At 52.3% G+C, this 15,696-nt stretch carries 16 protein-coding genes; 11 read left to right on the forward strand and 5 right to left on the reverse strand.

Annotation, left to right across the window (positions count from 1 at the left end; genetic code table 11):
- The first annotated feature begins 60 nt into the window (after nucleotides 1-60).
- Together ibaG and murA are read left to right on the forward strand one after the other, a co-directional pair.
- Nucleotides 61-315, forward strand: coding sequence for a BolA family iron metabolism protein IbaG (gene ibaG, locus HV041_RS22920; RefSeq protein WP_005121314.1), 255 nt, complete (start codon nucleotides 61-63; stop codon nucleotides 313-315).
- Nucleotides 316-368: 53 nt separating this feature from the next.
- On the forward strand, nucleotides 369-1,628 hold the full coding sequence (gene murA / locus HV041_RS22925) for a UDP-N-acetylglucosamine 1-carboxyvinyltransferase (protein ID WP_048213416.1): 1,260 nt from the start codon (nucleotides 369-371) through the stop codon (nucleotides 1,626-1,628).
- 57 nt (nucleotides 1,629-1,685) lie between these two features.
- Here murA and sfsB read toward each other — a convergent pair whose 3' ends face one another.
- Nucleotides 1,686-1,970 (reverse strand): DNA-binding transcriptional regulator SfsB, encoded by a 285-nt coding sequence (sfsB, locus tag HV041_RS22930; RefSeq protein WP_048213415.1) that lies wholly within the window; start codon nucleotides 1,968-1,970, stop codon nucleotides 1,686-1,688.
- A gap of 221 nt (nucleotides 1,971-2,191) precedes the next feature.
- Complete coding sequence (gene ispB / locus HV041_RS22935; protein WP_048213414.1) at nucleotides 2,192-3,163, reverse strand: octaprenyl diphosphate synthase; 972 nt, start codon at nucleotides 3,161-3,163, stop codon at nucleotides 2,192-2,194.
- 258 nt (nucleotides 3,164-3,421) lie between these two features.
- Between ispB and rplU the strand changes: the two genes are divergently transcribed.
- From rplU to cgtA, 4 genes are all read left to right on the forward strand, one after another.
- On the forward strand, nucleotides 3,422-3,733 hold the full coding sequence (rplU, locus tag HV041_RS22940) for a 50S ribosomal protein L21 (protein WP_003025032.1): 312 nt from the start codon (nucleotides 3,422-3,424) through the stop codon (nucleotides 3,731-3,733).
- 19 nt (nucleotides 3,734-3,752) lie between these two features.
- Nucleotides 3,753-4,010 carry a 50S ribosomal protein L27 gene (rpmA, locus tag HV041_RS22945; RefSeq protein WP_003025030.1) on the forward strand — a complete coding sequence of 86 codons (258 nt, stop codon included), beginning with the start codon at nucleotides 3,753-3,755 and terminating at the stop codon, nucleotides 4,008-4,010.
- 126 nt (nucleotides 4,011-4,136) lie between these two features.
- A complete protein-coding gene (locus HV041_RS22950) occupies nucleotides 4,137-5,102 on the forward strand; it encodes a DMT family transporter (protein ID WP_048213413.1) in 966 nt (321 codons plus the stop codon).
- Nucleotides 5,103-5,117: 15 nt separating this feature from the next.
- Nucleotides 5,118-6,290, forward strand: a complete 1,173-nt coding sequence (gene cgtA / locus HV041_RS22955) for an Obg family GTPase CgtA (RefSeq protein ID WP_003828732.1) — start codon at nucleotides 5,118-5,120, stop codon at nucleotides 6,288-6,290.
- Nucleotides 6,291-6,388: 98 nt separating this feature from the next.
- Here the strand turns inward: cgtA and dacB are convergent, their stop codons facing one another.
- Nucleotides 6,389-7,822 (reverse strand): serine-type D-Ala-D-Ala carboxypeptidase, encoded by a 1,434-nt coding sequence (gene dacB / locus HV041_RS22960; RefSeq protein WP_101741912.1) that lies wholly within the window; start codon nucleotides 7,820-7,822, stop codon nucleotides 6,389-6,391.
- A 248-nt stretch (nucleotides 7,823-8,070) separates the two neighbouring features.
- Here dacB and greA point away from each other — a divergent pair, with 248 nt between their 5' ends.
- Entirely contained in the window at nucleotides 8,071-8,547 is a 477-nt protein-coding gene (gene greA, locus HV041_RS22965) for a transcription elongation factor GreA (protein ID WP_003025019.1), read from the forward strand.
- 155 nt (nucleotides 8,548-8,702) lie between these two features.
- Here greA and yhbY read toward each other — a convergent pair whose 3' ends face one another.
- The gene (gene yhbY, locus HV041_RS22970; protein WP_003025016.1) at nucleotides 8,703-8,996 is read right to left on the reverse strand and encodes a ribosome assembly RNA-binding protein YhbY; all 294 of its coding nucleotides are present in this window, start codon (nucleotides 8,994-8,996) and stop codon (nucleotides 8,703-8,705) included.
- A gap of 125 nt (nucleotides 8,997-9,121) precedes the next feature.
- Between yhbY and rlmE the strand changes: the two genes are divergently transcribed.
- The 4 genes from rlmE (at nucleotide 9,122) to glmM (ending at nucleotide 14,178) form a co-directional block, all read left to right on the forward strand.
- Complete coding sequence (rlmE, locus tag HV041_RS22975; protein WP_004106110.1) at nucleotides 9,122-9,751, forward strand: 23S rRNA (uridine(2552)-2'-O)-methyltransferase RlmE; 630 nt, start codon at nucleotides 9,122-9,124, stop codon at nucleotides 9,749-9,751.
- 99 nt (nucleotides 9,752-9,850) lie between these two features.
- A complete protein-coding gene (gene ftsH / locus HV041_RS22980; RefSeq protein WP_115642787.1) occupies nucleotides 9,851-11,782 on the forward strand; it encodes an ATP-dependent zinc metalloprotease FtsH in 1,932 nt (643 codons plus the stop codon).
- A gap of 217 nt (nucleotides 11,783-11,999) precedes the next feature.
- A complete protein-coding gene (folP, locus tag HV041_RS22985) occupies nucleotides 12,000-12,848 on the forward strand; it encodes a dihydropteroate synthase (RefSeq protein WP_048213410.1) in 849 nt (282 codons plus the stop codon).
- Nucleotides 12,841-14,178: a phosphoglucosamine mutase gene (gene glmM, locus HV041_RS22990; protein WP_101741911.1), complete on the forward strand. Its 1,338-nt coding sequence runs from the start codon at nucleotides 12,841-12,843 to the stop codon at nucleotides 14,176-14,178. The genes folP and glmM overlap by 8 nt, the downstream gene beginning before the upstream one ends.
- A 50-nt stretch (nucleotides 14,179-14,228) precedes the next feature.
- On the opposite strand, the gene dcuC is transcribed toward glmM, so the two are convergent.
- Complete coding sequence (gene dcuC, locus HV041_RS22995; RefSeq protein WP_121585109.1) at nucleotides 14,229-15,695, reverse strand: C4-dicarboxylate transporter DcuC; 1,467 nt, start codon at nucleotides 15,693-15,695, stop codon at nucleotides 14,229-14,231.
- Nucleotide 15,696: the final 1 nt, after the last annotated feature.

Below are 15,696 nucleotides of genomic sequence, written 5' to 3' on the forward strand. Positions count from 1 at the left end.
ACAGCGCCACTTTGCTCTAAGATGTTGGGCTGTTTTCACTATCTGACGAATGAAGAGCCCATGGAAAATAATGAAATTCAGAGCGTGCTGATGAACGCACTCTCCCTCCAGGAAGTCCACGTTTCTGGTGACGGCAGTCACTTTCAGGTTATTGCCGTGGGTGAGATGTTTGACGGCATGAGCCGGGTAAAGAAGCAGCAATCGGTCTATGGCCCATTGATGGAGTATATTGCGGATAACCGCATTCATGCTGTGTCAATTAAAGCGTTTACCCCAGCGGAATGGGCGCGCGATCGCAAACTTAACGGTTTTTGAGCTACGGGTGATATGCCGGTAGCGAAGATGAATTCTTAACAGAGAACAGAATAATGGATAAATTCCGTGTTCAGGGGCCAACCAAGCTCCAGGGCGAAGTCACAATTTCAGGCGCTAAAAATGCCGCACTGCCGATCCTGTTTGCGGCGCTGCTGGCTGAAGAACCTGTAGAAATTCAAAACGTCCCAAAACTGAAGGACGTAGATACCTCCATGAAACTGCTGAGCCAGTTGGGGGCGAAAGTAGAGCGTAATGGGTCTGTGCACATTGATGCGCGTGACGTTAACGTCTTCTGTGCACCGTACGATCTGGTGAAAACCATGCGTGCATCTATCTGGGCATTGGGGCCGCTGGTTGCGCGTTTTGGTCAGGGTCAGGTTTCTCTGCCGGGCGGCTGTACTATCGGCGCGCGCCCGGTTGACCTGCACATTACCGGTCTGGAGCAGTTAGGTGCCACCATCAAGCTGGAAGAAGGCTATGTGAAGGCGTCCGTTGATGGCCGCCTGAAAGGCGCGCACATCGTGATGGACAAAGTAAGCGTCGGTGCGACGGTCACTATCATGTGCGCGGCAACGCTTGCCGAAGGCACGACCATCATCGAAAACGCCGCACGTGAGCCGGAAATTGTGGATACCGCGAATTTCCTGATTGCGCTGGGTGCGAAGATCACAGGGCAGGGTACCGACCGTATCACCATTGAAGGCGTTGAACGCCTCGGTGGCGGTGTGTATCGCGTTCTGCCTGATCGTATTGAAACCGGGACGTTCCTGGTGGCGGCGGCGATTTCTCGCGGCAAAATTATCTGCCGTAATGCGCAACCAGACACACTGGATGCTGTTCTGGCGAAGCTGCGTGATGCCGGTGCGGATATCGAAGTCGGTGAAGACTGGATTAGCCTCGACATGCACGGCAAACGCCCTAAAGCGGTTAATGTGCGCACTGCGCCACATCCGGCTTTCCCGACCGACATGCAGGCCCAGTTCACGCTGTTGAACCTGGTGGCAGAAGGGACAGGCTTCATTACGGAAACCGTGTTTGAGAACCGCTTTATGCACGTGCCTGAACTGAGCCGTATGGGGGCTCACGCGGAAATCGAAAGCAATACTGTGATTTGTCACGGCGTTGAAACGCTCTCCGGTGCACAGGTAATGGCGACCGATCTGCGCGCGTCAGCAAGTTTGGTGTTAGCGGGATGTATCGCTGAAGGCACAACGGTTGTTGACCGTATTTATCACATCGATCGCGGCTATGAGCGCATCGAGGATAAATTGCGTGCGCTGGGCGCAAACATAGAGCGCATTAAAGGCGAGTAATCGCCTACGCGTGTTGTAACCCCCAGGATCGTTGATCCGGGGGTTGCTGTTTCACCACTACTCAAGACGCTTTTTTTCTTTCCGTACTCTCATCATCCGCGTTCTGTCGATGAATTCATGCGTCCTGGTGTCATGGTAGCGTGACGGCCAAATTACCCACGGGTCTGTTCCCAGTGCTCTCGCGATAATCAATTCACCTTTCGGCCATGGCCGGGTTAACGCATTTGCCAGCGTTGATGAACTCAAGCCATTCTTACGTGACTCAGCGGCCATTGACGTGCCTTTCTTACGTAGCCCCGCGATGATGTCAGCCGGATGCCAGTCAATGAATTTGCTTTCCATAGTTCCACATCTCCTTTGGTTAACCAGTTACGGTTTCACAATCAGCCTGTGGAGTTACTATACGCCTCGAGAACGAATGTTCTAAAATGTTCTCATAAAGTGCTTGCATATTCAGAATATGCCAAGGGCATACATGTTGTTTGATTGTTTTTGTGATTTTTTAGAGCTTATAAGAACATCCCGTGTGCTGCACGGGATGCTGGGAAGCGAGACGAGGGAAATTAACGGTCGCGCTGTACGGCGATATGCGCCAGGCCAATCAGGGCTTCTTTCCACGGAGTATCTGGAAGTACCTGAAGCGCCGCGATGGCTTTATCGGCTTCTTCTTCTGCACGTTGACGGGTCCATTCCAGTGAACCGCAAGCGTTCATTGCTTCCAGAACCGGCTCCAGAAGGTGGCGACCATTACCTTGCTCAATCGCCTGGCGAATCATTTGCGCCTGCTCAGGAGTACCGTGGCGCATCGCATGCAGCAGTGGTAGCGTAGGTTTACCTTCGTTGAGGTCATCCCCGACGTTTTTACCCAACTGCTCGCCATCTGCGCTGTAATCCAGTAAATCGTCGATAAGCTGGAAAGCGGTGCCAAGGTAACGGCCATAATCCTGCAGGCCTTTCTCTTGCTCATCGCTACAACCTGCAAGGATACCTGAACATTGGGCCGCGGCTTCAAACAGACGAGCCGTCTTGCTGTAGATAACACGCATATAGTTTTCTTCGGTGATATCCGGGTCATTGACGTTCATTAACTGCAGGACTTCGCCTTCAGCAATAACGTTGACCGCTTTAGACATCACTTCCAGCACTTTCAGCGAACCGAGGCTGGTCATCATCTGAAAGGCGCGGGTATAGATAAAATCGCCGACCAGAACGCTGGCCGCATTACCAAAGGCTGCATTCGCCGTGGCTTTCCCACGGCGCATATCGGATTCATCCACTACATCGTCATGAAGCAGGGTCGCGGTGTGGATAAACTCGATTAAGGCAGCGATCGTGACGTGGGCATTTTCCTGATAACCAACAGCGCGCGCCGCGAGTACAGCGATCATTGGACGAATGCGTTTTCCGCCGCCGCTCACGATGTAGTACCCCAATTGATTGATCAACTGGACGTCGGAATTGAGCTGTTCAAGGATTGTCGCATTGACCCCCGCCATATCTTGCGCGGTTAACTCATTGATTTTTTCTAAATTCATCGCAAAAGCCGGGCTTCTCGCCCCGATTACCTCACTATTTGAGAAGGTAACGTCGGGTTTAGGGTTAGAAATATATGCTGATTGTACTGAAAAAACGCCGCAGATAAACGTTACGGTACACGTTGTGTTTTTTTTCTTCATGTATTGACGGTAGCACTTGTCAAAGGCTCGCGTTTTGCGTAATATTCGCGCCCTATTGTGAATATTTATAGCGCACTCTGAATCATCAAAAAGGTGTGCGCGGAAGCGGAGTTTTTTATGTACGCGGTTTTCCAAAGTGGTGGTAAACAACACCGAGTAAGCGAAGGTCAGACCGTTCGCCTGGAAAAGCTGGACATCGCAACTGGCGAATCTGTTGAGTTCGCTGAAGTTCTGATGATCGCAAACGGTGAAGAAGTCAAAATCGGCGTTCCTTTCGTTGATGGCGGCGTTATCAAAGCTGAAGTCGTTGCTCACGGTCGTGGCGAGAAAGTTAAAATTGTTAAGTTTCGTCGTCGTAAACACTACCGTAAGCAGCAGGGCCATCGTCAGTGGTTCACTGATGTGAAAATCACTGGCATCAGCGCTTAAGTTAAGGGGAGCAGATTAAATGGCACATAAAAAGGCTGGCGGCTCGACTCGTAACGGTCGCGATTCAGAAGCTAAACGTCTGGGCGTAAAACGCTTCGGCGGTGAAACAGTTCTGGCTGGTAGCATCATCGTTCGTCAACGTGGTACTAAATTCCACGCTGGCTCCAACGTTGGTTGCGGCAAAGACCACACTCTGTTTGCTAAAGCAGACGGTAAAGTGAAATTTGAAGTGAAAGGCCCGAAAAACCGTAAATTCATCAGCATCGTTGCTGAATAAGTTTTTCGCGTCCCGGTAACGGATAAAAGCCCCGCAACACGTTGCGGGGCTTTTTACATTCGACGGCCGGTAAATACGCTCGTCGCGCGTGACAACCCGGAAACGAGCCCTTGCAGGGAATACGGCATGAAGCAGCAGGCAGGCATTGGTATTCTGTTAGCACTCACAACGGCAGTATGTTGGGGGGCCTTGCCAATAGCAATGAAGCAAGTGCTGGAGGTGATGGAGCCTCCTACCGTGGTGTTTTACCGTTTTTTAATGGCAAGTATTGGCCTTGGCGCTATTCTTGCGGTTAAAAAAAAGCTCCCTCCATTGCGTATTTTTCGCAAAGCGCGTTGGCTGGTACTGCTGGCTATCGCTACCGGTGGGCTGTTCGGTAACTTCATTCTGTTTAGTTCATCCTTGCAATATTTGAGCCCAACGGCTTCGCAGGTTATCGGTCAACTGTCACCGGTTGGCATGATGATCGCCAGCGTCTTTATCCTGAAGGAGAAGATGCGCGGCACGCAGATTATTGGCGCTATTATGCTTCTGAGCGGGCTGGTCCTGTTTTTTAATACCAGTCTGATCGAAATTTTTACCCGGCTGACCGATTACACCTGGGGTGTGATCTTTGGTGTCGGTGCCGCGACGGTTTGGGTGTGTTATGGGGTCGCGCAAAAGGTGTTATTGCGCCGCCTGGCATCACCGCAGATCCTGTTTTTGCTGTACACTTTATGTACGATAGCGTTGTTGCCGCTGGCTAAACCCGGTGTAATAGCGCAACTCAGCGACTGGCAGCTGGCATGCCTCGTGTTCTGCGGCCTGAATACGCTGGTAGGATACGGTGCCCTTGCGGAAGCAATGGCTCGCTGGCAGGCGGCGCAGGTGAGCGCCATAATTACGCTCACGCCGCTGTTTACGTTGTTATTTTCAGATTTATTATCACTGGCCTGGCCCGATTTCTTCGCCAGACCGATGCTAAACCTTTTAGGTTATCTCGGTGCGTTTATCGTGGTTGCGGGCGCGATGTATTCCGCCATTGGTCATCGAATTTGGGGCGGTTTACGTAAGCATGAAACGGTGGTTTCGCAACCCCGCTCAGGCGAATGATTTACGGAGAGTAAAATGAAGTTTGTTGATGAAGCATCGATTCTGGTCGTTGCAGGCGATGGCGGTAACGGTTGTGTCAGCTTCCGCCGCGAAAAATACATCCCAAAAGGCGGTCCGGACGGTGGTGACGGTGGTGATGGCGGTGACGTCTGGCTGGAAGCCGACGAAAACCTGAACACGCTGATCGATTACCGTTTTGAAAAATCATTCCGTGCGGAACGTGGTCAGAATGGCGCGAGCCGTGATTGCACCGGTAAGCGTGGTAAAGATGTCACGATTAAAGTGCCTGTCGGTACGCGTGTTATCGATCAGGGCACGGGCGAAACCATGGGCGACATGACCAAACACGGTCAGCGTCTGATGGTCGCTAAAGGCGGCTGGCACGGCCTGGGTAACACCCGTTTTAAATCGTCGGTCAACCGTACCCCGCGTCAGAAAACGATGGGTACACCTGGCGATAAGCGTGACCTGATGCTGGAGCTGATGCTGCTGGCAGACGTGGGTATGCTGGGTATGCCAAACGCCGGTAAATCGACGTTTATCCGTGCAGTGTCTGCGGCGAAACCGAAAGTGGCGGATTATCCGTTCACCACGCTGGTACCGAGCCTCGGCGTTGTGCGTATGGACAACGAGAAGAGCTTCGTGGTTGCTGATATCCCGGGTCTGATTGAAGGCGCGGCTGAAGGCGCAGGCCTGGGTATCCGCTTCCTGAAGCACCTGGAGCGTTGCCGCGTGTTGCTGCACCTCATCGATATCGATCCGATTGACGGTTCCGATCCGGTAGAAAACGCCCGTATCATTATTGGCGAACTGGAAAAATACAGTCAGGATCTGGCATCTAAACCGCGCTGGTTAGTGTTCAACAAAATTGATTTGATGGACAAGGCTGAAGCGGAAGAGAAAGCGAAAGCGATCGCCGAAGCGCTGGGCTGGGAAGGTAAATATTACCTGATCTCTGCCGCCAGCCAGCTGGGTGTGAAGGATCTTTGCTGGGATGTGATGACCTTTATCATTGAGAACCCAATCGTTCAGGCTGAAGAAGCGAAACAGCCGGAGAAAGTTGAGTTCATGTGGGATGATTATCACCGCCAGCAGCTCGCTGAAGTCGAAGACGAAGCGGAAGATGACTGGGATGATGATTGGGACGAAGACGACGAAGAAGGCGTTGAGTTCATTTACAAGCGTTAATCCCAATAAAAACCCCGGCCATGTTGCCGGGGTTTTTGTTTCCAGGACGCGCTGTAGGCCGGATAAGGCGCGTTTGCGCCGCCATCCGGCAAACATACTCAGTTATTTTGATATATATCTTTGTACAGCCGACTCTCGAAGCGCACCAGTGGAATACGTCGGTTGCGCTGGTCTGCAGGCTCTACCGCATAGCCAGACAGATACTGCACGAACGCCATGCGTTGCCCGCTGGCGGTGGTGATGAACCCCGCGAGGTTGTACACCCCTTGAAGTGAGCCTGTTTTCGCTGAAACCTTACCATCAACACCAGCCTGATGCAGGCCTGCACGGTATTGCAGGGAGCCATCGTGGCCAGCCAGCGGTAGCATGGTGATAAAGTTCAGCTCATTGTCATGCTGCGCGATGTATTGCAGCACCTGCATCATGGTGGCGGGGGCAATCAGGTTATGGCGAGAGAGACCAGAGCCGTCGGCAATAATCGTGTTGCCAATATCGACGCCCGCCTGCTGACGCAGGATCTGACGTACGGCATCTGAACCTGCCCGCCAGGTGCCCGGTACGTTAAATCGCGCATGGCCAATCATGCGAAAAACGGTGTCGGCAATCATGTTGTCCGATTTTTTCAGCATAATCTTAAGCAGGTCATGCAGTGGCGCCGACTGCTTACTGGCGACCACCGTTCCCGGCTCGTTGACCAGCGTCTGGCGCAGCAGCGTACCGCTGTAGGTGATACCTGCTTGTTTTAGCTCATCTTTGATAATCGCCCCGGCATAGCTGGCTCCGTCCTGAATGGCGAACGCCAGCGGCAGCGGATCGGCACGTTGGGGCAGGCATCCGGTCAATGTAAAGCGGTTGAGATCGCCGGGAACCACATCCAGTTCACAATATTGCGCTTCCGCAGAGCCTCGAGCGAGAGTACGCACCTGGCTGAACATGGTGACCGGGTAATAAGATGCCACGCGGATAAACGCGAGATCGTTAGGTTTTTGCGCGCTGTAGAGTGAAACAGAGAAACAGTTACGATCGACAATGGCTGCTGCGGGCGGTGCGCTAAAACACTGCGTCATGTCGTTCCAGGGCCAGCCAGGGGCTTTATCATGACTGGCGAAAATAGAGGTGTCGATCAGAACATTTCCGGCAATTTGCGTCACGCCTGATTTTTTCAGGGTTGCCACCATATTGCGGATATCCTGACGTTTTAACGTCGGATCGGCACCAAATCGCGCTACTAAGTCACCTTTTAATACTCCGCCTTCCACGTTGCCTTTCGTCTCAAGCGTGGTGGTAAAACGAAAGTCCGGCCCGAGCTGAATCAATGCCGCCAGCGCGGTGATCACTTTCTGGGTACTGGCGGGGAGTGCCATCTGCTGGCTATGAAAATCAATAGCAGGAGCAGGAGCGCCAACCTTCTGTACCATAAGGGCGAGGTTGGCCCCGGCAGGGAGCTGATTGATATACTCGTCGACGTTCGCAGCCTGAACGCTGAACGCTATACTGGCAGTCAATCCAATAGTAAATCTGGAAAATCGCATAATCTCGCGCTAACAACCTGGAAACAGGCCGTCATACTACGGCGCAACGCCCCAAAAAGTAAACGATGACCCATAGGGAACTCCAGGGTAAAATGAACATCAAATGGAGAATTGTAGCTGACCTGGGACCTCGTGCCCCGGGTCGGTATTTTTTTGCTTCTGACTCTGGCATGGCGTATGCCAGGGTGGGCTTAGCAGCCGGGGTGAGGACAACCACCCCCTACAGGAATGTTCAAGAGGTATAACAAATGCAAGCTATCCCGATGACCTTACGTGGTGCTGAAAAACTGCGCGAAGAACTGGATTTTCTTAAATCTGTGCGTCGCCCTGAAATTATTGCCGCGATCGCGGAAGCGCGTGAACACGGTGACCTGAAAGAGAACGCAGAGTATCACGCGGCGCGTGAACAGCAGGGATTCTGCGAGGGTCGCATTAAAGATATCGAAGCCAAACTGTCTAACGCGCAGGTTATTGACGTCACTAAAATGCCAAATAACGGCCGCGTTGTGTTCGGTGCGACGGTTACCGTTCTGAATCTTGATAACGATGAAGAGCAGACCTGGCGCATTGTGGGCGATGATGAGGCCGATTTTAAACAAAACCTGATTTCGGTGAACTCACCTATTGCTCGTGGCCTGATTGGTAAAGAGCAGGATGACGTGGTGGTTATCAAAACGCCGGGCGGCGAAGTTGAGTATGAAGTGACGAAGGTCGAATACCTGTAAGAATTTCCCAATACTCAAGATGTTGATGTATTGTAAAGAAAGGAAAAAGGCCGCATAGCGGCCTTTTATCAACGAAGAGAGCGTGGCATTTTGCTCTCCTGCTAGCGGAAATTCCCGCGTTTTACACAAACTTCGTGTTCAACTTTGGGATATTCTTAGCGTGGCAGCGAGATTTTACGTTCTTTAGTCGGGCGATACAGTACCAGCGTTTTGCCGATGACCTGTACATTGCAGGCGCCGGTTTCGCGTACGATAGCTTCCACGATCAAGGTTTTAGTATCGCGATCTTCCGAGGCGATTTTCACCTTGATAAGCTCATGGTGCTCTAACGCTTGTTCAATCTCGGCCAGTACCCCTTCGGTCAAACCATTATTGCCAAGCATAACTACAGGCTTGAGCGGATGTGCCAGACCTTTCAGGTGCTGTTTTTGTTTAGTACTCAGATTCATCGTATATTTTTGCTTACGTTGGGATTGAAAACGGGTCATTCTACCGCCATCTCCCATATATCGCCAAATAGCTGTGTAGATATTTACACCATTGGTTACGATGAACTGCCCGATGGGAAAGTGAAATGACAGGTAAAAAGCGTTCTGCCAGCTCGAGTCGCTGGCTTCAGGAACACTTTAGCGATAAATATGTTCAACAGGCACAGAAAAAGGGGTTACGTTCCCGTGCCTGGTTTAAACTTGATGAAATACAGCAAAGTGACAAAATTTTTAAACCGGGGATGACGATTGTTGACCTCGGCGCTGCACCCGGTGGCTGGTCGCAATATGCGGTTACGCAGATCGGAAACAGCGGCCGCATTATCGCTTGCGATCTTTTACCTATGGATCCAATCGTTGGTGTGGACTTCCTTCAGGGCGACTTTCGTGATGAATTAGTCCTGAAAGCGTTACTTGAGCGTGTAGGTGACAGTAAAGTACAAGTTGTCATGTCTGATATGGCGCCAAATATGTGTGGAACACCGGCGGTGGATATTCCCCGGGCCATGTATCTGGTTGAACTGGCACTTGGAATGGCTCGTGATGTATTAGCGCCAGGTGGTAGTTTTGTAGTGAAGGTGTTCCAGGGCGAAGGCTTCGATGAGTATCTAAGAGAGATTCGCTCCCTGTTTACGAAGGTCAAAGTTCGTAAGCCGGACTCTTCTCGCGCCCGTTCGCGTGAAGTGTACATTGTAGCGACCGGGCGTAAACCATAACCGGTAGATTTCAAACGAAAGTTTGAAAGACACTGGATATAGAGTATCCTGACGCTGTTTTTAACACAGTTGTAATATGAGGTTAATCCCTTGAGTGACATGGCGAAAAACCTAATACTCTGGCTGGTCATTGCCGTTGTGCTGATGTCAGTATTCCAGAGCTTTGGGCCCAGCGAGTCTAATGGCCGTAAGGTTGATTACTCTACCTTCCTGCAAGAGGTCAATCAGGACCAGGTTCGTGAAGCGCGTATCAACGGACGTGAGATTAACGTTACCAAGAAAGATAGTAACCGTTACACGACCTACATTCCGGTTAACGATCCGAAGCTGCTTGATAACCTGCTGACCAAAAACGTCAAGGTTGTTGGTGAGCCGCCTGAAGAGCCGAGCCTGCTGGCTTCTATCTTCATTTCCTGGTTCCCAATGCTGCTGCTGATTGGTGTCTGGATCTTCTTTATGCGTCAAATGCAGGGCGGTGGTGGCAAAGGTGCCATGTCGTTCGGTAAGAGCAAAGCGCGCATGTTGACCGAAGATCAGATCAAAACCACTTTTGCTGATGTCGCGGGTTGTGACGAAGCGAAAGAAGAGGTCGCTGAACTGGTTGAATACCTGCGCGAACCGAGCCGTTTCCAGAAGCTGGGCGGTAAGATCCCGAAAGGCGTCCTGATGGTTGGTCCTCCGGGTACAGGTAAAACCCTGCTGGCAAAAGCCATCGCGGGTGAAGCGAAGGTTCCATTCTTCACAATTTCCGGTTCTGATTTCGTGGAAATGTTCGTTGGTGTGGGCGCATCTCGTGTGCGTGACATGTTCGAACAAGCCAAGAAAGCGGCACCGTGTATCATCTTCATCGATGAAATCGACGCCGTAGGTCGCCAGCGTGGCGCTGGTCTGGGTGGCGGTCACGATGAACGTGAACAGACGCTGAACCAGATGCTGGTTGAGATGGACGGCTTCGAAGGTAACGAAGGTATTATCGTTATCGCGGCAACTAACCGTCCGGATGTTCTTGACCCTGCGCTGCTGCGCCCAGGCCGTTTTGACCGTCAGGTTGTGGTGGGGCTGCCAGACGTTCGCGGTCGTGAACAGATTCTGAAAGTGCATATGCGTCGCGTACCGCTGTCTCCGGATATCGATGCGGCAATCATTGCTCGTGGTACGCCTGGTTTCTCCGGTGCGGACCTTGCGAACCTGGTGAACGAAGCGGCACTGTTTGCAGCGCGTGGTAACAAGCGTGTTGTATCGATGGTTGAGTTCGAGAAAGCGAAAGACAAAATCATGATGGGTGCGGAACGTCGCTCCATGGTGATGACGGAAGCGCAGAAAGAATCTACCGCGTATCACGAAGCTGGCCATGCAATCATCGGTCGCCTGGTGCCGGAGCACGATCCGGTGCACAAAGTGACGATTATTCCGCGCGGTCGTGCGCTGGGTGTCACCTTCTTCCTGCCTGAAGGCGACGCAATTAGCGCCAGCCGTCAGAAACTGGAAAGTCAGATCTCCACGCTGTACGGCGGTCGCCTGGCGGAAGAGATCATCTACGGTGCTGAACATGTTTCTACCGGTGCGTCCAACGACATTAAAGTCGCGACGAATCTGGCGCGTAACATGGTCACTCAGTGGGGCTTCTCTGACAAACTGGGGCCGTTGCTGTACGCGGAAGAAGAAGGCGAAGTGTTCCTCGGTCGTTCTGTTGCGAAAGCAAAACATATGTCCGATGAAACCGCGCGTATTATCGATCAGGAAGTGAAATCACTGATTGAGCGCAACTATGACCGTGCTCGCCGTCTGCTGAACGATAACCTGGACATTCTGCACTCGATGAAAGATGCGCTCATGAAATATGAGACCATCGATGCACCGCAGATTGATGATCTAATGGCTCGCCGCGATGTGCGCCCGCCAGCGGGTTGGGAAGAGTCTGGTTCATCTAACAACTCTGGCAACAATGGCACCCCGAATGCACCGCGTCCGGCTGAAGAGCCGCGTACGCCGAACCCGGGCAACATGTCAGAGCAGTTAGGCGACAAATAAGTTATCGTCATCTGATGACCATGTTTTAATTGAAAACCCTGGGGCTTGCTCCGGGGTTTTTTTATTTATCAACTTATACCCAATGAATTTCGAGTTGCATCAAGGCGGCGACGCAGGGAATCCCCTGGAGCGTACATCAGTACGTGACTGGGGTGAGCGAGGAAAGCTAATGCAGATGCAACTCGAAATTCATTGGGTATATACCAGGGATAACACTATGAAACTCTTTGCTCAGGGATCTTCGCTGGATCTCAGCCATCCCCACGTCATGGGGATTTTAAACGTCACACCAGACTCTTTTTCTGATGGCGGGGCGCACAACTCTCTGGTTGAGGCGGTAAAACACGCAAATCTGATGATTAACGCAGGGGCGACTATCATTGATGTGGGTGGTGAGTCTACGCGACCGGGAGCGGCGGATGTTAGCGTGGAAGAAGAACTGCAGCGAGTGATCCCGGTGGTGGAGGCAATTGCTCAACGTTTTGAAGTGTGGATTTCGGTAGATACCTCAAAACCAGAGGTCATTCGTGAGTGCGCCAGAGTGGGCGCACATATCATTAATGACATTCGCTCACTCTCGGAGCCGGGCGCGCTGGAAGCTGCGGCAGAAACTGGATTGCCGGTTTGCCTGATGCATATGCAGGGGCAGCCGAAAACTATGCAGGAAGCACCGAAGTATGAGGATGTATTTGCTGAGGTAAATCGTTACTTTGTTGAGCAAATAGCACGTTGTGAACGGGCCGGAATCACAAAAGATAAATTGCTACTCGACCCAGGATTCGGATTCGGTAAAAATCTTACTCACAACTACACATTGCTGGCTCGTCTGGCGGAATTTCATCATTTTAATCTGCCGCTGCTGGTAGGGATGTCACGAAAATCAATGGTTGGCCAATTGCTCAATGTGGGTCCATCTGAGCGTTTGAGCGGCAGCCTTGCATGCGCGGTCATTGCCGCAATGCAGGGAGCGCAGATTATTCGTGTCCATGACGTCAAAGAAACCGTAGAAGCGATGCGTGTGGTGGAAGCCACATTGTCTGCAAAGGAAAACAAACGCTATGAGTAATCGTAAATATTTTGGCACCGATGGGATTCGTGGTCGTGTAGGCGACGCTCCAATCACTCCTGACTTTGTGCTCAAGCTGGGCTGGGCGGCAGGAAAAGTGCTGGCACGTCATGGTTCACGCAAAATCATTATCGGTAAAGATACGCGTATTTCCGGCTATATGCTGGAGTCCGCGCTGGAAGCGGGCCTGGCTGCCGCGGGGTTGTCAGCTTCTTTCACCGGCCCCATGCCAACACCTGCCGTTGCTTATCTGACGCGTGCTTTCCGTGCTGAAGCCGGGATTGTTATCTCCGCTTCTCACAACCCATTTTATGACAACGGGATTAAATTCTTCTCCATCGACGGGACCAAACTGCCGGATGCAGTTGAAGAAGCAATTGAAGCGGAGATGGAAAAAGCAATCACCTGCGTGGATTCGGCCGAACTGGGTAAAGCCAGTCGTATTGTCGATGCTGCCGGTCGTTATATTGAGTTCTGCAAAGGCACATTCCCGAATGAACTGAGCCTGAACGAGCTTAAAATTGTGGTGGACTGCGCTAACGGCGCAACGTACCACATTGCGCCAAATGTACTGCGCGAGCTGGGTGCTAACGTCATTGCGATTGGCTGTGAACCGAACGGCGTGAACATCAATGAAGAAGTCGGCGCGACCGATGTTCGTGCGCTGCAGGCGCGCGTAATCGCGGAAAAAGCCGATCTGGGTATTGCTCTGGACGGTGACGGCGACCGCGTCATTATGGTTGATCACGAAGGTAATAAAGTCGACGGCGACCAGATCATGTACATCATCGCTCGTGAAGCGCTGCGCCAGGGGCAACTGCGCGGTGGCGCGGTGGGAACTCTGATGAGTAACATGGGCCTCGAGCTGGCGCTGAAACAACTGGGCATTCCGTTTGCTCGTGCGAAAGTGGGCGACCGTTATGTGCTGGAAAAAATGCAGGAAAAAGGCTGGCGTATCGGCGCGGAAAACTCAGGTCATGTGATCCTGCTGGATAAAACCACCACGGGTGACGGTATTGTGGCGGGTCTGCAGGTACTGGCAGCGATGGTGCGTAACCATATGAGTCTGCACGATCTGTGCAGCGGCATGAAAATGTTCCCGCAACTGCTGGTTAACGTACGTTACACCGCAGGCAGCGGCGATCCGCTGGAACACGAAAGCGTGAAAGCGGTGATGGCAGAGGTTGAAGCGGCACTGGGTAACCGTGGACGCGTACTGCTGCGTAAGTCGGGCACTGAGCCATTAATCCGTGTGATGGTTGAAGGTGAAGACGAAGCACAGGTTACGGAGTTTGCGCACCGCATTGCGGATGCAGTGAAAGCCGTTTAACCCTTTCCGTAAAGTGTAAGAGCCGGAGTCTGAGAGACTCCGGCTTTTTTTTACTGTACTGCCAGCGGCTGTTTACGTCGGCGCTGCCTGAAGTAGCCACCGACCACCAATAGCACGAGGACGCTCAGCCACGGGAGAACCGCCAACAAGTGTCCGGATCGGGCGAATGTCAGCGCAATCATCAGCAGCCATCCTCCCAGCATCGGAATTGCGGTGCGTTTAACGATATCCACCGGTGATACACCTGCGATCCCGGCGATGGCGATAATCACGCCGGCAATAGGCGACAATGTCCGTCCAATGCCCGCTGAGATCTGAATCGGTAGCATCATAACCGCCACGTCGCTGCCGATATGGCGGCTGATATCCGGCACCATCGGGGCGAAGGAGAAAAATGCTGCATTTCCGGAGCCCATCAACGCTGAAATCGCAAAGGTGATTAGCGTCATCAGCAAGATTATGGAAGCTGCGCTGAGGCCAAATTCTCCTGAGAGTGACAGCAGCGCATCAACCGCACCAATCGCTTTCAGACCGGCGGAGAAGACTTCACCGGCGATAATCAGCGTGACTACCGTGGCAAACACACTGCCCATGCTGTCGAAGACTTTTTGTACGCCAGCCATCACGTCGCGAGCTTTACGATGGCGGCAATATTCGCAAATCAGGGTAATGGCCAGGCTTATCAGTACGGCGGTATCGAGCGTAATTTTGAGTGAGCTGAATACTAAATCACTGCACACCAGCATCAACACCAGCGGTAACATCGGCAGGAATAGCCAGGCAACCGGCGCTTCAGCTTCTTCGGTTGAGGTTAATGTCTGCATTTGCTGTGCGGTATTGTCATCGCTCTCCCGGCGATCGAAAAAGCGTTGTACAACAATATGCAGCAGGGCGATGAACAGAATAACGGGGACAACGATCGGTAACTGATCCTGAACAAAATAGTTAACTACCTCGATACCCGCCGTTTTAGCGGCGAGAACTGAGTTCCCGGAACCCGGGCCAAATTCAACGGCACAGGTACTGGCGATAACTGCAGCAACGGCGGCGCGGCTGCAGCCAAGACGGGTCAGCAGGGGGTAAAGCGTTGCCATCAATAGCAGACCCAGTCCGGTGGCGCTACTGATAAATAGCGACAGAAATTGGCCCAGCAGCAAGGCCAGCCCTAGCAGCAGGTAAGGGGAGTTCAGACGTTGCAAGGGGCGGGATGTGACGCGCACCAGCACCTGACTTGCGCCAATGGCCGACATATAGGTGGCAAAGCCACCTATCAGCATGATTTGTAGCCCGAGACCGCCGAGACGCACGCTCAGGGTGTCGCGAATAAACTCAAAGGCGTCAAAGGGGCCAAATCCGGTGCTCTTTTTTACCAGGCTACTGAGCGTGGTCATCCCGCTAAAATGCGCGACAAGCAGTAGTACGATCCCGGTTAAGAGCAACACCGACTGAGGGTGGTACTTTTTCAGGATCAGACGTCCGGCAAAAATGATGGCGAGTAGCGCCAGTAATAATGACATT

The sequence above is a fragment of the Citrobacter sp. RHBSTW-00029 genome, from assembly GCF_014104295.1.
Lineage (GTDB): Bacteria > Pseudomonadota > Gammaproteobacteria > Enterobacterales > Enterobacteriaceae > Citrobacter > Citrobacter youngae.

What these genes read in the sequence shown, in the direction of transcription:
- ispB (WP_048213414.1), bottom strand. Translation starts at nt 3,163, where the DNA reads ATGAATTTAGAAAAAATCAATGAGTTAACCGCGCAAGATATGGCGGGG.
- murA (WP_048213416.1), top strand. Translation starts at nt 369, where the DNA reads ATGGATAAATTCCGTGTTCAGGGGCCAACCAAGCTCCAGGGCGAAGTC.
- folP (WP_048213410.1), top strand. Translation starts at nt 12,000, where the DNA reads ATGAAACTCTTTGCTCAGGGATCTTCGCTGGATCTCAGCCATCCCCAC.
- rpmA (WP_003025030.1), top strand. Translation starts at nt 3,753, where the DNA reads ATGGCACATAAAAAGGCTGGCGGCTCGACTCGTAACGGTCGCGATTCA.
- ibaG (WP_005121314.1), top strand. Translation starts at nt 61, where the DNA reads ATGGAAAATAATGAAATTCAGAGCGTGCTGATGAACGCACTCTCCCTC.
- HV041_RS22950 (WP_048213413.1), top strand. Translation starts at nt 4,137, where the DNA reads ATGAAGCAGCAGGCAGGCATTGGTATTCTGTTAGCACTCACAACGGCA.
- dcuC (WP_121585109.1), bottom strand. Translation starts at nt 15,695, where the DNA reads ATGTCATTATTACTGGCGCTACTCGCCATCATTTTTGCCGGACGTCTG.
- cgtA (WP_003828732.1), top strand. Translation starts at nt 5,118, where the DNA reads ATGAAGTTTGTTGATGAAGCATCGATTCTGGTCGTTGCAGGCGATGGC.
- sfsB (WP_048213415.1), bottom strand. Translation starts at nt 1,970, where the DNA reads ATGGAAAGCAAATTCATTGACTGGCATCCGGCTGACATCATCGCGGGG.
- dacB (WP_101741912.1), bottom strand. Translation starts at nt 7,822, where the DNA reads ATGCGATTTTCCAGATTTACTATTGGATTGACTGCCAGTATAGCGTTC.
- rlmE (WP_004106110.1), top strand. Translation starts at nt 9,122, where the DNA reads ATGACAGGTAAAAAGCGTTCTGCCAGCTCGAGTCGCTGGCTTCAGGAA.
- rplU (WP_003025032.1), top strand. Translation starts at nt 3,422, where the DNA reads ATGTACGCGGTTTTCCAAAGTGGTGGTAAACAACACCGAGTAAGCGAA.
- yhbY (WP_003025016.1), bottom strand. Translation starts at nt 8,996, where the DNA reads ATGAATCTGAGTACTAAACAAAAACAGCACCTGAAAGGTCTGGCACAT.
- ftsH (WP_115642787.1), top strand. Translation starts at nt 9,851, where the DNA reads ATGGCGAAAAACCTAATACTCTGGCTGGTCATTGCCGTTGTGCTGATG.
- greA (WP_003025019.1), top strand. Translation starts at nt 8,071, where the DNA reads ATGCAAGCTATCCCGATGACCTTACGTGGTGCTGAAAAACTGCGCGAA.
- glmM (WP_101741911.1), top strand. Translation starts at nt 12,841, where the DNA reads ATGAGTAATCGTAAATATTTTGGCACCGATGGGATTCGTGGTCGTGTA.